This window comes from Mesorhizobium sp. P2_C4, from assembly GCF_056404575.1.
The window spans coordinates 222,184-241,279 of the sequence record NZ_JBFUDT010000007.1; the positions used below are offsets into that span (position 1 = coordinate 222,184).

General features: G+C 63.2%; 17 protein-coding genes. 9 read left to right on the plus strand and 8 right to left on the minus strand.

The genetic code is table 11. The features are described from left to right. The first annotated feature begins 127 nt into the window (after positions 1–127). The 3 genes from AC1DX6_RS24675 (at position 128) to AC1DX6_RS24685 (ending at position 1,983) form a co-directional block, all read left to right on the plus strand. Positions 128–775, plus strand: a complete 648-nt coding sequence (locus AC1DX6_RS24675; protein ID WP_477318154.1) for a hypothetical protein — start codon at positions 128–130, stop codon at positions 773–775. Positions 776–870: 95 nt separating this feature from the next. Then, on the plus strand, positions 871–1,413 hold the full coding sequence (hpt, locus tag AC1DX6_RS24680; protein WP_477246541.1) for a hypoxanthine phosphoribosyltransferase: 543 nt from the start codon (positions 871–873) through the stop codon (positions 1,411–1,413). A gap of 198 nt (positions 1,414–1,611) precedes the next feature. Next, positions 1,612–1,983: a response regulator gene (locus tag AC1DX6_RS24685; RefSeq protein WP_477318156.1), complete on the plus strand. Its 372-nt coding sequence runs from the start codon at positions 1,612–1,614 to the stop codon at positions 1,981–1,983. A 3-nt stretch (positions 1,984–1,986) separates the two neighbouring features. Here the strand turns inward: AC1DX6_RS24685 and AC1DX6_RS24690 are convergent, their stop codons facing one another. Next, positions 1,987–2,937, minus strand: a complete 951-nt coding sequence (locus tag AC1DX6_RS24690; RefSeq protein ID WP_477318158.1) for a DMT family transporter — start codon at positions 2,935–2,937, stop codon at positions 1,987–1,989. A gap of 226 nt (positions 2,938–3,163) precedes the next feature. Here AC1DX6_RS24690 and AC1DX6_RS24695 point away from each other — a divergent pair, with 226 nt between their 5' ends. After that, the gene (locus tag AC1DX6_RS24695) at positions 3,164–4,045 is read left to right on the plus strand and encodes a LysR family transcriptional regulator (protein WP_477318160.1); all 882 of its coding nucleotides are present in this window, start codon (positions 3,164–3,166) and stop codon (positions 4,043–4,045) included. On the opposite strand, the gene AC1DX6_RS24700 is transcribed toward AC1DX6_RS24695, so the two are convergent. The 6 genes from AC1DX6_RS24700 to argH all read right to left on the minus strand — a co-directional run bounded on the left by AC1DX6_RS24700 (position 4,024) and on the right by argH (position 11,095). Next, the gene (locus AC1DX6_RS24700) at positions 4,024–4,395 is read right to left on the minus strand and encodes a glyoxalase superfamily protein (RefSeq protein ID WP_477318162.1); all 372 of its coding nucleotides are present in this window, start codon (positions 4,393–4,395) and stop codon (positions 4,024–4,026) included. The two genes, AC1DX6_RS24695 and AC1DX6_RS24700, sit on opposite strands and share 22 nt — an antisense overlap. Positions 4,396–4,432: 37 nt before the next feature. Beyond that, positions 4,433–7,027, minus strand: a complete 2,595-nt coding sequence (locus AC1DX6_RS24705; protein ID WP_477318164.1) for a TIGR02302 family protein — start codon at positions 7,025–7,027, stop codon at positions 4,433–4,435. Positions 7,028–7,142: 115 nt separating this feature from the next. After that, positions 7,143–8,078 (minus strand): threonine/serine dehydratase, encoded by a 936-nt coding sequence (locus AC1DX6_RS24710; protein ID WP_477318166.1) that lies wholly within the window; start codon positions 8,076–8,078, stop codon positions 7,143–7,145. 54 nt (positions 8,079–8,132) lie between these two features. Then, positions 8,133–9,398: a diaminopimelate decarboxylase gene (gene lysA, locus AC1DX6_RS24715; protein WP_477318168.1), complete on the minus strand. Its 1,266-nt coding sequence runs from the start codon at positions 9,396–9,398 to the stop codon at positions 8,133–8,135. Between the two features lie 19 nt (positions 9,399–9,417). Next, positions 9,418–9,624: a hypothetical protein gene (locus tag AC1DX6_RS24720; protein WP_477318170.1), complete on the minus strand. Its 207-nt coding sequence runs from the start codon at positions 9,622–9,624 to the stop codon at positions 9,418–9,420. Between the two features lie 70 nt (positions 9,625–9,694). Beyond that, positions 9,695–11,095 (minus strand): argininosuccinate lyase, encoded by a 1,401-nt coding sequence (argH, locus tag AC1DX6_RS24725; protein WP_477318172.1) that lies wholly within the window; start codon positions 11,093–11,095, stop codon positions 9,695–9,697. A 35-nt stretch (positions 11,096–11,130) separates the two neighbouring features. Between argH and tlpA the strand changes: the two genes are divergently transcribed. After that, entirely contained in the window at positions 11,131–11,814 is a 684-nt protein-coding gene (tlpA, locus tag AC1DX6_RS24730; RefSeq protein WP_477318174.1) for a thiol:disulfide interchange protein TlpA, read from the plus strand. On the opposite strand, the gene AC1DX6_RS24735 is transcribed toward tlpA, so the two are convergent. Continuing rightward, positions 11,806–14,238: a putative bifunctional diguanylate cyclase/phosphodiesterase gene (locus tag AC1DX6_RS24735; protein WP_477318176.1), complete on the minus strand. Its 2,433-nt coding sequence runs from the start codon at positions 14,236–14,238 to the stop codon at positions 11,806–11,808. The genes tlpA and AC1DX6_RS24735 overlap by 9 nt on opposite strands. Before the next feature lie 447 nt (positions 14,239–14,685). On the opposite strand from AC1DX6_RS24735, the gene AC1DX6_RS24740 reads away from it, so the two are divergent. From AC1DX6_RS24740 to ugpC, 4 genes are all read left to right on the plus strand, one after another. Next, the gene (locus AC1DX6_RS24740; protein ID WP_477318178.1) at positions 14,686–16,038 is read left to right on the plus strand and encodes an extracellular solute-binding protein; all 1,353 of its coding nucleotides are present in this window, start codon (positions 14,686–14,688) and stop codon (positions 16,036–16,038) included. 105 nt (positions 16,039–16,143) lie between these two features. Next, positions 16,144–17,028 carry a carbohydrate ABC transporter permease gene (locus AC1DX6_RS24745; RefSeq protein ID WP_477318180.1) on the plus strand — a complete coding sequence of 295 codons (885 nt, stop codon included), beginning with the start codon at positions 16,144–16,146 and terminating at the stop codon, positions 17,026–17,028. 7 nt (positions 17,029–17,035) lie between these two features. Further along, positions 17,036–17,950, plus strand: coding sequence for an ABC transporter permease subunit (locus tag AC1DX6_RS24750; RefSeq protein WP_477318182.1), 915 nt, complete (start codon positions 17,036–17,038; stop codon positions 17,948–17,950). 19 nt (positions 17,951–17,969) lie between these two features. Continuing rightward, positions 17,970–19,070, plus strand: a complete 1,101-nt coding sequence (gene ugpC, locus AC1DX6_RS24755; protein ID WP_477318184.1) for a sn-glycerol-3-phosphate ABC transporter ATP-binding protein UgpC — start codon at positions 17,970–17,972, stop codon at positions 19,068–19,070. Positions 19,071–19,096 lie beyond the last annotated feature (26 nt).

The following is a 19,096-nucleotide window of genomic DNA, read 5'->3' on the forward strand; positions in this document are numbered from 1 at the left end:
GGCATGGTTAACCCTTGGTTAATTTTGGGGCTTTTTCGGGTCGGCACTGAGGTTCCGGTGGGGAAGCGTTAACCATTTCCGTTTACGCAAAAGAAACGAAGAGCGAACGTGTAGCAATACTGGGGCCATGATGGCTGAAGATCGAACGGCGCGCCCGGTTTCCGGCGAAATCATGACCGGTTCGGCTCCCGCACCGGAACACATCATGCGTGGACCGGCGGCTGACATCATCGATGCCGACTATGAGGTGCTGCCGCGCTTTGCCGCGACGGCGGAAGCCTCGCCGTCGCCGCAGCCGCGCAGCATTGCCGCGCCGTCGATCGAAGGCATGGATATGCTGCGCAAGCCGGAGACAGCGCCGGGCCGGCTACCGGCGGCGCGCGGCGGGCCGATCTTCTGGATTGCCGGTGTCGGCGCGGCACTGGGCGCCTTCTGGGTCTCGGGCGGCCACGCGCTGGTGCGTCAGACGCCGTTCTGGGCTGCCGCACAGCCGGCTGGTGCCACACTTCGCCTTTCAGGCGTCACCTCGCGCGTCGACGCATCCGGGCCCACGCCAATCCTGTTCGTCGATGGCGAAGCTGCCAATGACGGGGCCAGGCCCGCGCAATTGCCGGCGCTGGAAATCCGCGTCACCGGCAATGACAGCCACATCACCCGCTATAGGTTGGGGACATCCGACCGTTCGCTGGCGCCGGGCGAAAGATTTGGCTTTGCCAGCCGCCTCGACCTGCCTAGAAGCGGGGTAAGGACCGTGTCGGTCGCCTTCGCCGACTAGGGTGGATTGATATTCAGGTGATGCCGGCCTGACCTGAATCTCAACCCACCCTGGCGCGACGGGTGTCATGGGCGAACCATCTTGGAGGGCAAAAAATGCCAGTCGTGCGCGGCAAGGACATCGAAGTCCTGTTCTCAGCGTCCGCCATCGCGCGGCGCAATCTGGAGCTCGCCAAGGAGATCGCCGAACACGATTACCATGATCTCCTGGTGATCTCGGTGCTGAAAGGCTCGTTCATCTTCGCCGCCGATCTCATTCGCGCTATGCACGATGTCGGCCTGTCGCCCGAGGTCGAGTTCATCTTCATTTCCAGCTACGGCGCCGGCACCACCAGCGGCGAGGTGAGGGTGTTGCGCGACATCGACAACGAGGTCGCCGGCCGCGACGTGCTTTTGATCGACGACATTCTCGAATCCGGCAAGACGCTGAGCTTCACCCGCGAGCTGATGCTGTCGCGCGGCGCCAAGAGCTGCGCCATTGCCGTTCTGCTCGACAAGCGCATGCGCCGCCAGACCGCGCTCAATGCCGACTATGTCGGCTTCGACTGCCCGGACTATTTCGTCGTCGGCTACGGCATGGATGTCGCCCACGCCTTTCGCGAATTGCCATTCGTCGGCATCGTCAAAGGCGACGCCTGAGACCTTTTGATAATTCTACTCCGGCGGCCACCTGGCGCGGTTTTCTGCGCTTCCGGTGCTCACGGACTTGAATGTCCGCTGCGCTCCGGTTCTCGAAAAACCACGCCATCTGACTCACCGGAGCGAATTCTGGAAAGGTCTCAAGGACCCTCGGCGCCTTCAGGAAAAGTCAACTTTTCCCCGGCAAGTATCCTGCCCATGGCAAAGCTTCTGATCGTCGAGGACGATGAATCCGTCCGCACCCTCGCCGCCCGCGCGCTTGAACGCGCCGGGCATTCGGTCACCGTTGCCGCCGATGGCGCGCAAGGGCTTGGCCTGATCCGTGCGGCCCGTGGCGGCTACGACCTCGTCGTCTCCGACATCCGCATGCCGGAGATGGACGGCATCGAGATGGCCAAGGCGGCGGCCGCACTTTTCCCGACGATGAAGATCCTGCTGATGACCGGCTATGCCGACCAGCGTGAGCGCGCCGAGGAGCTGAACGGCATCATTCTCGACGTCGTGCAGAAGCCGTTCACGCTGGCCGAAATCCGTGCCCGCGTCGAAAAGGCGCTCGCCTGCTTCGCTTGATGGTCATGCCGTGTCGCTGGTTGCAACAAGCGCTGGCGCTGTGCCCTTGCTCCGTTCGGCGTTGAGCGCCAGCAGACCGGCGCCGACGATCAGGGCCGCGCCGATCGCAGTTGTCGATCGCGGCACTTCGGCAAAGAACAGGAAACCCCACAGCGGCGACCAGATGATGCCGGTGTATTCGAAGGTGGCGACGCGGTTGGCAGGCGCCAGCCGATAGCCTTGTGACAAAAGGATCATGCCGGCCGAGGCGACGAAACCGCAGGCGGCCATCTTCAGAAAATCCGGGGTCGCCGGCCAGATCCATGGCCGCACCAGGAATTCGAGGCTGGGATGGACGGCGTGGGTGATGCCGGCCAGCCGGAACATGCCGGCGACCACCGCGGCGCCGACCAGATAAGCGCCGTTTTGATAGAACGCCATCACCGTTGAGGATTCAGTATCGCCGATCTTGCGCGCCATCAGCTGCGAAAAGCCGTAGAGAACCGCAGAGCCGAGCGACAGCAGCGCCGCCCAGTCGAACAGCCCGGCGCCGGGCTGCAACATCACGAGAACGCCGAGCATGCCGATCAGGACGGTGGCGAGTGTCTTCCAGGAGACGCGTTCGCCAAGATAAGGCCCGGCCAGCGCCATGATGCACAACGGCGCCATGAAGTAGAGCGCCACCGCGTCGGCCAGTGGCAAGGCAGCGATGGCCAGATAGTAGATCGTGTAGGATGAGAACTGGATGAAGGCGCGCGTCGTCAGCATGCCAAACCGCTTTGACAGGATCGCCGGCAAGCCGACATCGATGTGGACGAGAAAGATCAGGATCGGCAGCGCGACGATCGAGCGGATGGCCATCACTTCGGTCACCGGATAGGTGCCCGACACGGCCTTGACCAGCGGATCCTGGAGCGAGAACACCAGCACGCCAAGGCAGAGGCTTATGATGCCAAGGACGATCCGGTTCTGCATGTCGTTCCAACCGTTCGCGTGCCGCCCGAAAAGCCGGCCTGCCTTGAGGTAAAAAGAACCCGCCACCGTTTCGGGCAGCGGGTACGAGTGAGGACTCTTTCATATTGGTCCGCGGCCGATTTCGCAGTCGCATATCCAATGGGTAAGCTGACTATCGTCCGACGTTTGACATGTTGCAAACGAATTGGAATGATGCCAGCAATCAGATTTTCTTATGGCGGCAATCATGAAACCGACGCTAGACAGCGATCTCCTGCGCACCTTCGTCGCGGTGGCGGAGACCGGCAATTTTACCAAGGCGGCCGAGCAGGCAGGCCGCACCCAGTCGGCGGTTTCGATGCAGATGAAGAAGCTCGAAGGCATGGTCGGCGACAGCTTGTTCGAGCGCGGCTCGCGCGGCGTGGCGCTGACGCGGCGTGGCGGTGAGCTCATCGCCAACGCCCGCCGCATCGTCTCCCTGCTCGATGAGACAGCGGCGTCGATGGCTGCGGCGCCGCTTGGCGGGCCGGTGCGCATTGGCATTCCCGAGGAGTATGGCCACGCCATCCTGTCACGCGCGCTCGGCGCATTTTCGAAACGTCACACCAAGGTCGAGGTGACAGTGCGCTACGCCCATTCGGGAGCGCAGATGACGGCGCTCGCCGCCGGCGAACTCGATCTCTGTGTGGTGTTCGAATGGCAGGACCCTTCCGGCGGCGAGGTGCTGATGCACGACCCGACGGTGTGGGTGACATCGAACCTGCATCACATGCATGAGGAGCGGCCGGTGCCGATCGCCCTCTACAACCGTGCAGGCTGGTGCAAGGACTTCGCCATCAAATCGCTGGAGCAGCGCGGCCTTGCCTATCGTGTCGCTTACACCAGCGACACCACTGGCGGTCTGAAACTCGCTGTCACCTCAGGGCTGGCAATCGCGCCGATTTCGCGCAGCAACATTCCGGACGGCTGCCGTGAACTGACGTCCGCCGATGGGTTCGGCGATATCGATTCCTCGAACGTGGTTATGCATCGCAACCCGAATGCTTTCGGCGAGGCGATCGACGGCATGGAGGAGGCGATCCGCGAGGCGTTCGTCAACGGGCAGGGTCAGCCAGCCGCTTCCTCGTAGAAATGCAGCCGGTTGCCGAACGGATCGGCAACCGATATCTCGCGGCTCTTCCACGGCGTGTCTTCGAGACCGGGCCGCGCAAAGCGGTATTTCTTGCCGATCAACTCGCGATGCAGTGCCGCGATGTCCTCGACTTGAATGCGCAAGGCCGCGCCCGGCGCACCGTCACCGTGATGTTCGCTGAGATGCAGGATGCAGCCGTCGCGACGGACCGCCATGTAGAGTGGCGCGTTGTCGTCGAAGCGGTGCTCCCATTGGATTTCGAAGCCAAGAAAACCGACATAGAATTCCTGAGCCTTGGCGATGTCGAAGATGCGCAGGATGGGGGTTATCGCGCCGACTTTCGGCATGGCGTTGCAACCGTTCGATAGACTGGGACAGGGGTGGTTACTTCAGCTCCAGCAGCCGCTCGAGATAGCTGCGCTCGATATCGGGGCTGAGCGCGTTGCCCAGCCGCTTGCGGATCGCTTCGAGGATCTGGCGCGCGCGCTGCACGTCGATTTCGTCCGGCACCCTCACCGAGCTGCCGTCGTCAGGACCGTTGGTGGCGCGCGGCCGGCCGAGCGGATCGCGGTCGGCGTCCTGCTGGCGGCCGCCTTGCTCGCTGCCGCCCTGGTCGCCCTGCATGGCCTGCAACTGCTTCATCATGTCCTTGGCGCCCTTGCGCAGCGCCTCCAGCGCGCGGCCCTGATGGCCGACTGCCTGGTCGCCCTGGCCCTCGCCAAGCGCCTGTTCGGCATTGCCCATCGATTTGCCGGCCTCTCCAAATCCTTCATTGGGCTCCATGCCCAGGCCTTCAAGACCCTTCTTCAGCTGATCGAGGTCACTTTGCAGCTTGCCCTGGCCTTCCTGCAACTGCTTCAGCGCGTCGGCGAACTCTTGCGGCGTCATCGGCTTCTGCCGGGCGAGCGGGTCGCGGTCGTCACCCTGGCCGGGCTTGTCCTGATCCTGTCCACCACCGCCATTTTCGCCGAGCTGCTCGTCGCGGTTCTGGCCGCGCTGGCGCTGGCCGCGCTGCATCTGGTCCATGCGGAAAGTGTCGTTCATCATCTCCTGCTGGCGCCGCATGATCTCGCCCAACTTGTCCATCTGCTGGCGCATCTCGCTGTCTTGCTGGTCGCCCTGCTGCTGGCGTCCGGCCTGCAGATTGTTCATCATGTCCTGCAGTTGCGACAGCAGCTCCTGCGCCTTGTCGCGATCGCCTGATTTCGCCAGATTCTCGATCTGGTCCATCATGCGGTCGATATCGCTCTGGCGCAGTTCCTGGCCGTTCTGCTGCATCTGCGGCGCGTTCGGATTCTGCTGCGCGCGCTGCGCGAATTCCTGCAGGAACTCGTTCATCGCCTCGCGCAGTTCCTTCATCGCCTTTTCGATTTCCGCATCGCTGGCGCCGTTCTTGATGGCGTCCTGCAGCGCCTGCTGCGCCTGGCGCAGCCGCTTCTCGGCCGCCGACAAATTGCCTTCCTCGATGCCGAGCGCGATTTCCCAGAGATAGGACACCTCGTTGCGCAGCTGGTCATCGCTGTCGGCCATCTTGAGCCGGCTGCGGGCGCTCATGATGGCGAGGTAGTGCGCCATGTTGTCGAAGGTGTCTTCGGGGCGGATGGTGATCGCGTCCATCAGGTCGAGCGCATGGCTCTTAGCGTTGGCGTCGAGCGCCAGCAGGCGGCGCTGCTCGATCACCGCCCTTGCCAACGGATTGGAGAACGGCCGCTCCGGCATCACCAGCGTCTTGGTCTCGCTGGTTGCGGTATGTCCGGCATCGTCGGTGGCGACCAGCGTCAGCTTGATGCTGTCGCCGGCCCAGACGTGCTCGGTCAGGTCCTTGGTGGTCTTGGCAATGTTGGTCTTACCGCCGCGGCGCGGCAGCGACAGCGGTAGTTCGGGCGGGCCATAGAGCGGATGGGCGTTGGGCGCCTGCGGGTCGGCCAGCGCGAAAACCGCCTTGCCGGTGGCCGCGCCATAATCGTCGTCGATCTGGTAGCTGAGTTCGAAGGCGCCGTTGGCGGCACGCTTTGGTTCACCGACGAAGTGGATCTGCGGTGGCTTGTCCGGGATCACTGTGAAAGCCCAGTGGCCGAGGTCGGCCTCGCCCGATTTCAGCGTCAGCGTGCCGTCGGTCGTCAGCTTGCCGGTAAACTGGCGCAGCTTGGGCGTAGCCGCCGCCGCCGGCTTGGCGGTGGTGGCTTTCGGTCCGGCCGGGTCGATGGTGCGGGCGTTGCCGCTGGCGTCGGCGTAGCTCAGTGTTTCCTCGCCCGAACCGCCGGTGACACGCAGCGAGACGTCGCTGCCTTGCGGAACGTTGAAGGTCAAGGCGGCCTGGTTGGCGTCAGCGGTGAGGAACACCGGTGGCTTGCCGGTATAGGCCGGCGGCGTCACCCAGGCATCGATGCGCGGCGGCACCGTGTCGCGTGCCGCATGGGCATTGAAGCCGTCGCTTATCCGGCCGCCCGACGGTCCGTAGGAAAAGGCAAAGGCGGTGACCAACAAAAGGGCTGCCACGGCGCGCAGCCCCCATGGGTCGCGCTCCGGCACGCGCGTGCGCGGCAGGTCGGCCCCGAGGCTGCCGAGCTGGTCGGCCATGCGTTTCTGATGCTCGCGCCACAGCGCTTGCGAAAAGCCGCTTTCCTTGCCGCTCGGCCGGTCGGTCTGCACCAGCACCGGGCTGTGCAGCAAATTGTTGGCCGCCTCGATGCGGCGGTCGATCTCGGCAGCGGACGGCAGCTTGAAGAAACGCAGCGGATAGAGCGCGGCAAGGCCGGCGATGGCGAATGCCGCGACCAGGCCGATGCGCACCATATCGGGCAAGCGGGGGAAAAGACCGAGCCAGGAGATGCTGAGGAACAGGCTGGCGACGATGACCAGCGGCAGCAGCAACGGCCAGCCACGCTCGACCATCATCGAGACCCGCGTCGCCAGCCGGCTCAAGGCAAGGCGCCCGGCCAGGCCGCGATCGCTGCTGGAAGTGGGTCGTTGCGTCATCGGCCCTTCCTGTCCGGGCGGGATAGCCCGAACCTCACGACTCGAAGAATACCAGCAAACACGGCAAAGGCGAGGCGGGTCGTTAAAACGTGAACAGGTCTTGTGGTCGCTGCGGCTAGAAATTCGCCGGATTTGCGTTGGCGCCGCAGACCAGCACGGCGACACGCTCGCCCACCGACGGTTGGTAGCGGCCGGACAGAATCGCCGCGAAGGCGGCCGCACCACCCGGCTCGGAGATGATCCGTACCCGATCCCACAGGGCTTTTTGCGAGGCGATGATGTCGTCGTCGCTGACCAGGATCGAGCGCTCGACGAAGGCCTCGGCGATCGGGAACATCATTTCGCCGACGCGTTTTGGGGCCAGCGAATCGGCGGCGATGCCTTCCGCCGGTGCGTCGACAGGCTTGCCGGCCGCCAAGGCGAGATGAAGTGTCGGCGCCCCCTCGGGCTCGACAGCGATGATGCGGATGCGGCCGGCGAACCAGGCGGCGATGCCGCCGATCAGGCCGCCGCCGCCGACCGCGACCAGCAACGTGTCGAGTTCAGGCAGCTCGGCCTCGATTTCGAGCCCGAGCGTGCCTTGGCCGACCAGCGTTTCCTCCTGGTTGAAGGCATGGATCTGCAACGCACCGGACTTTTGCGCAAAGCTTTCGCTGGCGGCCAGCGCCTCGGCATAGCGGGCGCCGCCGACAACCAGTTCGGCGCCATAGCCGCGGATGCGGTCCAGCTTGGCCTGAGGGCTGACTTCGGGAACGAAGATCGTCGCCTTGTGGCCAAGTCGCATGGCGGCATAGGCGACCGCCGCACCATGGTTGCCGCCCGATGCGGCGACGACGCCGGCCTTGGGCACCGGACGTTCGAGAAGGTTGGTGAAGGCGCCTCGCGCCTTGAACGAGCCGGAATGCTGCAGGCATTCGAGCTTCAGGTCGACGGCATGGGCCGGACGGCCGAAATCGGCCATGTCGACGCGCAGCACCGGCGTCTGGCGCACGAAGGGCCGGATACGCGGCTCCATCGCGGCGATGCGTTCGCGGGTGATCGTGGTCGGCATGGTCTGCTCCTTCAGACGGTTGAAGCACCGGCCCTGGAATTCAGCGTCGGTGCCCTATTCCAGCCAGTCGGGCACTGAATCCAGTCCGATCAGCTCTTCATAAGTCTGGCGCGGACGCACGACGTGGAATCGGTCGCCGTCGACCAGAACCTCAGGCACCAGCAAGCGGGTGTTGTAGGTGCCGGCCTGTACCGCGCCATAGGCGCCGGCGGTGGAAATGGCGATGAGGTCGCCCGACTTCAGCCGGGGCAGGTCACGGTCGAGGCCGACATAGTCGCCGGTCTCGCAGACCGGTCCGACCACGTCGACCGTCATGCGCGCCGCCGCCGGCTGCTGCACCACCGGCCTGATCTCGTGGAAGGCGTCATAGAGCGTCGGCCGGATCAAATCGTTCATGGCGGCGTCGACGACAAGGAAATTCTTGGCGTCGCCCTCCTTCACGAAGATAACCTCCGAGACGAGGATGCCGGCATTGCCAACGATCAGCCGGCCCGGCTCGAACATCACCTTCAGTTCGAGCCTGGTGACATGCTTCCTGACGATCTGCGCGTAGGCGTCGGGCAGCGGCGGCGGGCTGTTGTCGACGCGGTAGGGAATGCCGAGGCCGCCGCCGAGATCGACATGCTCGATGGCGTGCCCGTCGGCGCGCAAGGCGCCGACCAGTTCGACCAGCAGGGCGAAGGCATCATCGAAAGGCTGCAGCTCGGTGATCTGGCTACCGATATGGGTGTCGATGCCGGTGATCCTGATGCCCGGCAGCTGCGCTGCGCGGGCATAGATCTGCCGCGCCTTCTGCCAGGGAACGCCGAACTTGTTCTCGGCCTTGCCGGTGGAGATCTTCTTGTGGGTCTTGGCGTCGACGTCTGGATTGATGCGCAGCGAGATCGGCGCCACCTTGCCAAGGGCTGCGGCGCGCGCCGACAGCAAGTCGAGCTCGGGTTCGGATTCGACGTTGAAGCAGAGGATGCCGGCCTCGAGCGCGAAGTCCATCTCGCGGGCGGTCTTGCCGACGCCTGAAAACAGGATCTTGTTGGCCGGAATGCCGGCGGCCAAGGCACGGCGCAATTCGCCTTCCGAGACCACGTCGGCGCCGGCGCCGAGTCTTGCCAGAGTGCGCAGCACCGCCTGGTTGGAATTCGCCTTCATGGCGTAGCAGACCAGCGTGTCGAGCCCGGCAAAGGCTTGCGCAAAGACGCGGAAATGCCTGGTCAGCGTTGCTGTCGAATAGCAGTAGAACGGCGTGCCGACGTTTGCGGCGATATCTGGTATCGCCACGTCCTCGGCATGCAGCACGCCGTCGCGGTAGTCGAAATGGTTCACGAGAGTGGTTCCGGAAAGGTCAGAGAAGCGGGTCGAGAATGAACTTCTTGTCCTCGACCGGTTTTTCCGGCTCGGGCGGCACAGGCTGCTTGGCCCGCTCGGCATCCTTGCGTGCCTGCACGGCCGCTTCGTAAGGCGTGTCGAGACCGGCCTTCCTGCCGCAGGCCGTAACGGCGGTAAGCGCCGCAAGCACCGTCAGCGTCACCAAAATCCTGCTTCCGGTCATCGATCCATCCGTCCGAAACTCTTTGTCCGCCGCTGCTTTTAGCCGAGTTTTCGGCGCATTGCACCCCGGCCTATGCTTTCGCCAGCCGCTTTTTCCAGGTGCGGATCTGCTTCCTCACTTCAGACGGCGCGGTGCCGCCGAAGCTCACGCGGCTTTTCACGGAATTCTGTACGGCAAGCACCGAGAAGATGTCGGCGGTGATGCCGGGGTTTATGGACTGCAAGTCCTCCAGCGACAGCCTGTCCAGGCCGATTTTTTTCTCTTCGGCCAGCGCCACGGCGCGGCCGGTGACGTGATGCGCCTCGCGGAACGGCAGGCCGAGCGTGCGCACCAGCCAGTCGGCAAGGTCGGTCGCAGTGGAATAGCCGGCGCCGGCGGCCTTTTTCATCGCGGCCGCATTGACCGTCATGTCGCGCACCATGCCGGTCATCGCCGCCAGCATCAGGTCGAGTGTCTCGGCGGCGTCGAATACGGATTCCTTGTCTTCCTGCATGTCCTTGCCATAGGTCAGCGGCATGCCCTTCATCACCGTCAAAAGGCCGACCAGATGGCCGGTGACGCGGCCGGTCTTACCGCGCACCAGTTCGGCGGCGTCGGGGTTCTTCTTCTGCGGCATGATCGAGGAGCCGGTGGAAAAGCTATCCGACAGCCTGACGAAGCCGAATTGCGGCGTCGACCAGATGATGATCTCTTCGGCCAGCCGCGACAGATGCGTGGCGCAGATCGCCGCCATGGCGAGGAACTCCAGCGCGAAATCGCGGTCCGAAACACTGTCCAGCGAATTGCGCATAGGCTCGCGGAAACCGAGGCTTTTTGCCGTCTGGTGGCGGTCGATCGGAAAGCTGGTGCCGGCAAGGGCGGCGGCGCCTAGCGGGCTTTCGTCCATCCGCTCGATGGCGTCGCGGACGCGCGACAGGTCGCGCGCAAACATCTCGACATAGGCCATGCAATGATGGCCGAAGGTCACCGGCTGCGCCGCCTGCATGTGGGTGAAGCCCGGCATTACCGTTGCCGCATGCTCTTCGGCCCGTTCCAGGAAGGCCGCGATCAGGCCCTTCAACGCCTCGGCAACGCGAAAGCATTCGTCCTTGACCCATAGCCTGAGGTCGACCGCCACTTGGTCGTTGCGCGAGCGGGCGGTGTGCAGGCGGCCGGCGGCCGGGCCGATCAGATCGGCAAGCCGGGCCTCGACATTCATGTGGATGTCTTCCAGCCGGGTCGAGAATTCGAATGTGCCGGCCTCGATCTCTTTCAGAATCGTGTTCAGCCCGTGAGCGATTTTTTCTTGATCGGCCGCCGAAATAATGCCCGTTTGCGCCAGCATCTGGCTGTGGGCGATCGAGCCTCTGATATCTTGAGCATAGAGTTTGCGGTCGAACGAAATCGACGCGTTGATCGCTTCCATGATCGCGGCCGGACCCGAGGCAAAACGTCCGCCCCACATCTGGTTGCTGGCCTTCTTGTCGCTCATCGCTATAACCCGTGCTCCGGAGCAGTTTTTAGAAAATGGCAGACGGCAATAGATTCTTCCCAGCCCCGCGCCTGATCCTCGCCGCTTTGGTGGCAGGCGTGCTGGCTGGCGCGGTCGCGGTATATGTCAGCGAGAGCGGTTCTGGCAACAACGCTCCGGCACAGATCGCTGTCGGCGACAGCAAGGACGATGTCGCCTGCGCCGCCAAGAGCGAGCGCGCCAAGAAGGTTGCCGCGGCGGCCACCGGCCAGGTTGCCGCGCTTTTGCCGGCCGATCCGCCGCAGTCGCTGAAAAGCCTCGCCTTCAACGGTCCGGACGGCAAGCCGATGACGATCGCCGACCATGCCGGCAAGACGGTGCTGCTCAATCTGTGGGCGACATGGTGCGCGCCTTGCCGCGCCGAAATGCCGGCGCTGGATGCGCTGCAGAAGGAAAAGGGCAGCGACGTCTTCCAGGTCGTCGCGGTCAATGTCGATGCCGGCGACGACGTCAAGCCGAAGAAGTTCCTCAAAGAGACTGGTGTCGAAGCACTCGGCTACTATCGCGATGCGACGATGGGGCTGTTCAACGAGGTCAAGACACGCGGCCTGGCACTCGGCTTGCCGGTCACCATGCTGATCGACGGTGAAGGTTGCCTGATCGCGCATATGAACGGCCCGGCCGAATGGTCGGGGCCGGACGCCAGGCGGCTGGTCGAGACGGCACTTGGATCAGACTGAGCGCAACAGCGGGACAGGTTCCAGCATCACGAGGCTTCGGTCGCCTTGGCTGTGGTCATCAACCACCGGAGCCGTCACTCCCGTGAGGTCGCCGAACGCCTCGATCGGGCTTGGCCGGCCGAGATAGTAGCCCTGCCCGATCTCGCACGCCTCAGCGTCGAGGAAATTCAATTCGCCCAGCGTCTCGACACCTTCCGCCAGAACCGGCAGGCCGAGACCGCGCCCGAGCCCGAGCACCGCGCGCACGATGGCCGCAACCTGGCCGTTCTTGTCGACCGATTTGATGAAGGAGCCATCGATCTTGATCTTGTCGAAAGGGAAGGCGCGGAGGTTGGAAAGCGACGAGTAGCCTGTGCCGAAATCGTCCATGGCCACGCGCACGCCAAGCGCCTTGACCTGTCGCAAGGTCGCTAATGCGCGCGGCATGTCCTTGACCAGCGCCGTTTCGGTGATTTCGATTTCGAGCCTGCCCGGCGCAAGGCCGGAGCGAAGCAGGACCTCATGGACCTTGCGGCTGAAATTCGGATTGTGAAGCTGCACCGCCGAGACATTGACCGCGACCGTCAGCGGGTTCTTCCAGCGAACGGCTTCCTCGCAGGCCGTTGCCAATACCCATTCGCCGATCTGCATGATGGTTCCACTGTCCTCGGCCACCGGAATGAACATTGCCGGGGACACGTCACCGTGTTGCGGATGCCGCCACCGGATCAAGGCTTCGAACCCTAGCATCCTGCCACTGCTGATCTCCATCTGTGGCTGGTAGACGAGACGAAACTCGTCGCGTGCGATCGCCTGGCGCAGCTCATGCTCCATCACCCGCCGGTCGCGCGCCTCGGCGCCCATCGAGGCCTCGAAATACCGGTAAGTATCCTTGCCCTCGGCCTTGGCGCGGTAGAGTGCGGTGTCGGCATGGCTGATGAGGCTGGCCGGTTCATCTGCGTCCAGCGGGTAGAGGGCGATGCCGATGCTGGCCGACACGAGACCGCCACCGACCGAAAGCCTGTTTTCCTCACGCATCGCGGCAAGCACGCTGTCGGCGATCCGCCCGGCCGCCTGGGGGTCGGCGAGATTAGGAGCAATGATGGCGAATTCGTCGCCGCCGAGGCGCGCCAGCATCTGCCCGTGGCGAAGGAGGCCGGAAACACAGTGTGCAACCTTTTGCAGCATGGCGTCGCCGGCGGCATGCCCGAAAAGGTCGTTCACCTCCTTGAACCGATCGAGATCGAGCAACAGAAGCGCAAGGTACCCGCTTTTCCCGCCCCGGCTCGCCGCGGCGATTTCCGCTTCGAGCCGGCTGGAAAAGCTGCGGCGATTGGCAAGCCCGGTCAGCGGATCGAAATGAGCGAGGCGAAGGATCTCCTGTTCCGCCTTCTTGCGTTCGCGAATATCGCGAACCGCAACCACGCTATGCGGCTTGCCGCAATAGTCGATACTTCTGGCGATCAACTCCACGGGAATGCTGGTTCCGTCATGGCTTCTCAACTCGGCTTCCTGAGCCTGTCGGTCGGCCATGCTCGATGCGGCACGCTCGCCGAACAGATCGCCGAGCAGCATCGTGTTCAGCGTGCCGGCCGCGATGCCGGTCAGTGCCGCGATGCTGTCGTTGGCGCTGACGATGCGGGCGCCGTCGCAGACGATAAGACCCTCGACGGCGGCGTTTGCCAGGCCGTGCATGCGATCGGCTTCGACCTTGTGGCGACGGAAACGCAGGTCGATCCAAAGGGCTGCGGCCGAAAGCACGAGGATCACCAGGCTGGCCGCCGCGGCGGCGAAGGCCTGCGACATCGGCTCGACCGTATATTGGGATATTTCTATCGAGCTATCCGGATAGATCGACACCGCGGCCATGGCGATGAAATGCAGGGTGCAGATCGCCAGCGTCAAAAGCACGGCGGCGCCGATTGTCCCTGATGTCGACGGCCGGCGCAGCACGACGAGAAGCGAGAGCGCGGCGAGCGTGACGCCGGCCATCAGCGAGATGGCGACCAGGAGCTGATCCCAGACGATCCGGCCCTGGACCTCGAACGCCGCCATGCCGGTGTAGTGCATAGTGGCGATGCCGGCGCCGAGCACGGCACCGCCGACAAGATAGTGATCGATGCCGCCGCGCAAGGTGGCAATCCACATGCCGGCGGCGGTCAGGATGACCGCGGCGGCAAGCGAAAGCACTGACAGTTCCGCATTGTAAGCGTTCGGTATTCCCGGCGAGAACGCAATCATCGCGATGAAGTGGGTCGCCCAGATGCCGAATCCTGTCGACGTAGCGGCAATCATCAGCCAGGCAAACCGGTTTTTATTGGTCGACCGATCGACATGGCGGAGGAGGTTTATCGCGGAAAATGAGGATATTGCGCAAATGAGTGCGGCAAGTGCAACCAGTCTCAAATCGTGCTCGTTCACGATACAATTGTAGACCGTCAACATCTTGCTTCACCTGATCTTCATGCAACAATCAAGGTTGTGGTATTGATTAACGCCTTATCATTGAAGAATCGGTTAAGTACATCTGCAACCGCAGCGTGCCTTCCCGGGTTGTGGCGGAGTCAGATTGTCCCGCGTTGTTCATGCCGGAAGCCGGTTCGGCGTCGGCCGACGCACGGAAACGAACCGCGCTCGAGGCAACGGCTGAGCGCACCGGACCGCAGAAACATTGTCGTGTTGCTGCTGCGGCACCCGCACAGCGCCCTGGCTAGAAAATGCGCCGATACGACGGGCCCGTTTCGTCGCGGCGCAAGCCGTCCAGGGAGGAGAGAAATGCCTGTCCACAGGTCGAAAAGGGCACAACAGAACTGTCACATACATTCTCTAAGAGACGGTCAGGGAGCCGCGCGACGATCCTTGAAACGAACCACTCAACAGGGAATGAGATTCATGTCGATGATCAAAAAGAGCCTGGCGGCTGTGGCCGCCGGCGCAATCAGCGTTTCCATGGCGCTGCCCGCTGCCGCGGAACCGACCAAGTTCGATTTCTGGTTCGGCCTTTCGGGCGATCTGGCGCGCGTCGTCGATACGATGTGCAAGAACTTCAATGCCTCGCAAACCGACTATGAAGTCGTCTGCACCAGCCAGGGCAACTACGACGCCACGCTGCAGAACACCATCGCAGCCTTCCGTGCCGGCAAGCAGCCCGCCATCGTCCAGGTCTATGATGTCGGCACCGCCACCATGATGCTGTCGGGCGCCTACAAGCCGGCCGACAAGCTGATGGAAGAGAATGGCTACAAGATCGACTACGCCGACTATTTCCCCGGCATTGCGCGCTACTACGCCACGTCGAAGGGCGAGATGCTGTCGTTCCCGTTCAATTCCTCGACGGCGCTGATGTACTGGAACAAGGATGCCTTCGCCAAGATCGGCAAGACCGAGGCGCCGAAGACCTGGGAAGAGGTCGGCACCGACCTGCAGGCGATGAAGGACGCCGGCTATGAATGCCCGATGGCGATCAACATCTCCGCCAACGAAAGCTGGCAATTGATGGAGCAGTTCTCGGCCATCCACAACCAACCGATCGCCACCAAGAACAATGGCTATGACGGCCTCGACGCCCGCCTCGAAGTCAACAAGACCAAGTTCGTGCAGTACGTCACTGATTTGAAAAAGTGGTATGATGCCGGCCTCATCAAAATCAAGTCCAAGGATCTTGGCCAGGATATGGTGCAGGCCTTCGCGTCCGGTACTTGTGAGGTCATCATGAGCTCGGTCGGCGACCACGGCACGGTCGGCAAGACGCAGAAGGCAGGCATGAACTGGGATGTCGCCGAACTGCCGGTCTATGCCGGTACCGAGCGCAAGAATTCGCTCGTCGGCGGCGCCTCGCTGTGGGTTCTCTCCGGCAAGTCTGATGCGGAATACAAGGGCGCTGCGGCGTTCCTCAACTTTATCCACGACCCCAAGACCGCGTTGTTCTGGTCGACCAACACCGGCTACATTCCGGTGACGAAGTCAGGCTTCGAGTACATGAAGGCCGACGGCTTCTACGACAAGGCGCCCTACAAGGGTCGCGAAACCGCGATCGCCAGCCTGACCGCGTCGGAGCCGACCGAAATCACCCGCGGCATCCGGCTTGGCAATTTCACCCAGATCCGCGCCGAGTTCGGTACCGAGATGCAAGCGATCTTCGCCAACAAGGTCAGTGTCCAGGAAGGTCTCGACACGCTGGTCAAGAATGGCGACGCCATCCTCGACCGGTTCCAGCAGACCTATCCGGGCAAGACGCTGCCCTGATCGTCAGCATTTCCAGGGCCGCCCGCCGACAAACCGCCGGGCGGCCGTTTCATATTCCGGAATCCTAGAAAACGAGCTGGCCGTTTCAACGGTGTCGACGGATCAATGGAAAAACGCGTTACTTTCAGCAGATGGACGATCGGCATCCTTTTTGCGGTGCCGCAGCTGCTGTTGATCTTCACCTTCTTCTACTGGCCAGCGGGCCAGGCCGTGTACTGGTCGCTGACGCTGCAGCAGCCATGGGGCGGTGGCAACATCTGGGTCGGGCTGGACAATTTCCGCGCGATCCTGTCCAGCGCCGACTACTGGAATTCGATCGCCGCCAGCCTGGTCTTTGCCGGTATCAGCACCGGGCTTGCCATGTTCATCGCGCTGGTACTGGCCGCGCTGACCGACCGGCAGCTTGCCGGCTCACGCTTCTATCGCGTCGTGCTGATCTGGCCCTATGGTATCGCAGCGCCGGCGCTGGCACTCGCCTTCCGCTTCATCCTGGCGCCGGAAGCCGGCTTCATGGCCGTCGTCAACAAGATGTGGCCCGGATTCTGGGATCCCGGCCTCGACGGCGTTGACGCCATGGCCTCGATCATCGCCGCCTTCTCGTGGAAATATGTCGGTTACAACTTCATCTTCTTCCTGGCCGCGTTCCAGGCCATTCCGCGCTCGTTGATCGAGGCATCAGCCATGGATGGCGCCGGTGTCGTCAGGCGGTTCTGGGACATCCAGTTTCCGCTGATCACACCGACGATCTTCTTCCTGCTGGTCATCAACATCACCGAGAGCTTTCAGGATTCCTTCGGCATCGTCGACATCATGACATCAGGCGGACCGGCGAACGCCACCAATCTGATGGTCTACAAGATCTATTCTGACGGCTTCAAAGGCCTCGATTATTCAGGCGCCGCCGCACAAAGCATCATCCTTATGCTGCTCATCATCGTGCTCACCATCTTCCAGTTCCGCTTCATCGAGCGGCGCGTGCACTACAGGTGATGTCGATATGGTAGAGCGCACACCGTTCCTGAATTTCTTCACCCATGTGATCCTGTTCGTCGGCTTCGTGTTTTGCGTGGCGCCGTTCGCGATTGTGGCCATCGCGGCGTCGCACAACCTCAAAGACGTCAACGACGTGCCGATGTCGCTGCTGCCGGGCAGCGATTTCTGGGTCAACATCAAGACGGCATGGACGACGGCCGACCTTGGCCCCAAGCTTTTGAACAGCTTCATCATGGCGGCCGGCGTTGCCGCCGGCAAAGTGATCATCTCGGCGCTTACCGCCTTCTCGATTGTCTATTTCCGCTACCCCGGCCGCACCTTCATTTTCTGGCTGATTTTCGTCACGCTGATGCTGCCGCTGGAAGTGCGCATCGTGCCGACCTACGCGGTCGTCGCCAACGTGCTGTCGCCCTATCAGGCGATCCTCGACGTGACCGGCCTGAGCTGGCTGATTGAAAAGGTCTCGGGCGTCCAGGTTTCGCTCAGCCTCGGGCTGCTCAATTCCTATTCCGGACTTATCCTGCCGCTGATCGCCACGGCCACCGGCACCTTCCTCTACCGGCAGTTCTTTCTGACCGTGCCCGACGAATTGACCGAAGCCGCGCGGATGGACGGCGCCGGCCCGTTGCGCTTCTTCATCGACATCCTGCTGCCGCTGTCGCGCAACAACATGGCGGCGCTCGGAACGATCATGTTCCTGTGGGCGTGGAACCAGTATCTGTGGCCGCTGCTGATCACCACCGACCAGTCGCACGCGACGGCGGTCACCGAGCTCAAGCAGCTCATTCCCAACGTCGGCGGCATTCCGGAATGGAACATCGCCATGGCCGGCACGCTCATCGTCATGCTGCCGCCGCTGATCGTCGTCGTCGCCATGCAGCGCTGGTTCGTGCGTGGCCTGATCGCCACCGAAAAGTGACTTCAAAAGGAGATAGCTGATGGCCTCCATCACCATTCGCGGCGTCACGAAAAGCTATGCCAAATCGCAGGTCGTGCACGGCGTCGATCTCGACATCGCGTCGGGAGAATTCGTCGTCATCCTCGGGCCCTCCGGCTGCGGCAAGTCCACGCTGCTCAGGATGATCGCCGGCCTGGAAGAGATTTCGGGTGGCGAGATCGCCATCGATGGCACCGTCGTCAACAAGCTTGAGCCGCGCGAGCGCGGCTGCGCCATGGTGTTCCAGAATTACGCGCTCTATCCGCATATGAGCGTGGCGCAGAACATCGGTTACTCGCTCAAGGTGGCCGGCGTTCCCGCCGCCGAGCGCCAGCAGCGCATCCAGGCGGTGGCCCGCACGCTGGAACTCGAACAGCTGCTCGATCGCAAGCCGATGGCGCTTTCCGGCGGCCAAAGGCAGCGTGTCGCCATGGGGCGCGCCATGATCCGCGAACCAAAGGTGTTCCTGTTCGACGAGCCGCTCTCCAACCTCGATGCCAAGCTGCGCGTCCAGATGCGCTCGGAGATCCGCAAGCTGCACCGCCGGCTGAACGCAACCTCGGTGTTCGTCACCCATGACCAGGTCGAAGCGATGACGCTCGCCGACCGGCTGGTGGTGATGAATGGCGGCCGTGTCGAACAGGTCGGCACGCCGGGCGAAATCTACAAACGTCCGGCGAGCCGTTTCGTGGCCACCTTTGTCGGCGCCCCGGCGATGAACATCCTCGAGGGAGCGGTCACGCTCGAGGGGCTGTCGCTGCTCGGCGGCAGCCGCAAGCTCAACGTTTCCCGCGCTGGCCTGCAGGTCGGCACCGAGGTCGCGGTCGGCATCCGTCCGGAAGCCGTGAGGCTGGTCGCGCCCGGCACGCCGGGCGCGCTCGACGCAACCGTCGACCTCGTCGAGGAACTGGGCGCCGGCCGGGTCATCTATGTCGATCTCGACGGCGCGCCGTTTTCCGTGGTCACCTCCGAGGCCGTCCACCCGCAACCCGGCACTGCGGTCGGCGTGCTGTTCTCGCAGGCCGACATGCATCTCTTCTCGTCGCAGACGGGCAAACGTCTCGATGACATCAGGATGCCGACACCGGTTCCGGCACTTTGAACGGACAGCGCAGTCTTCTTCTGAAG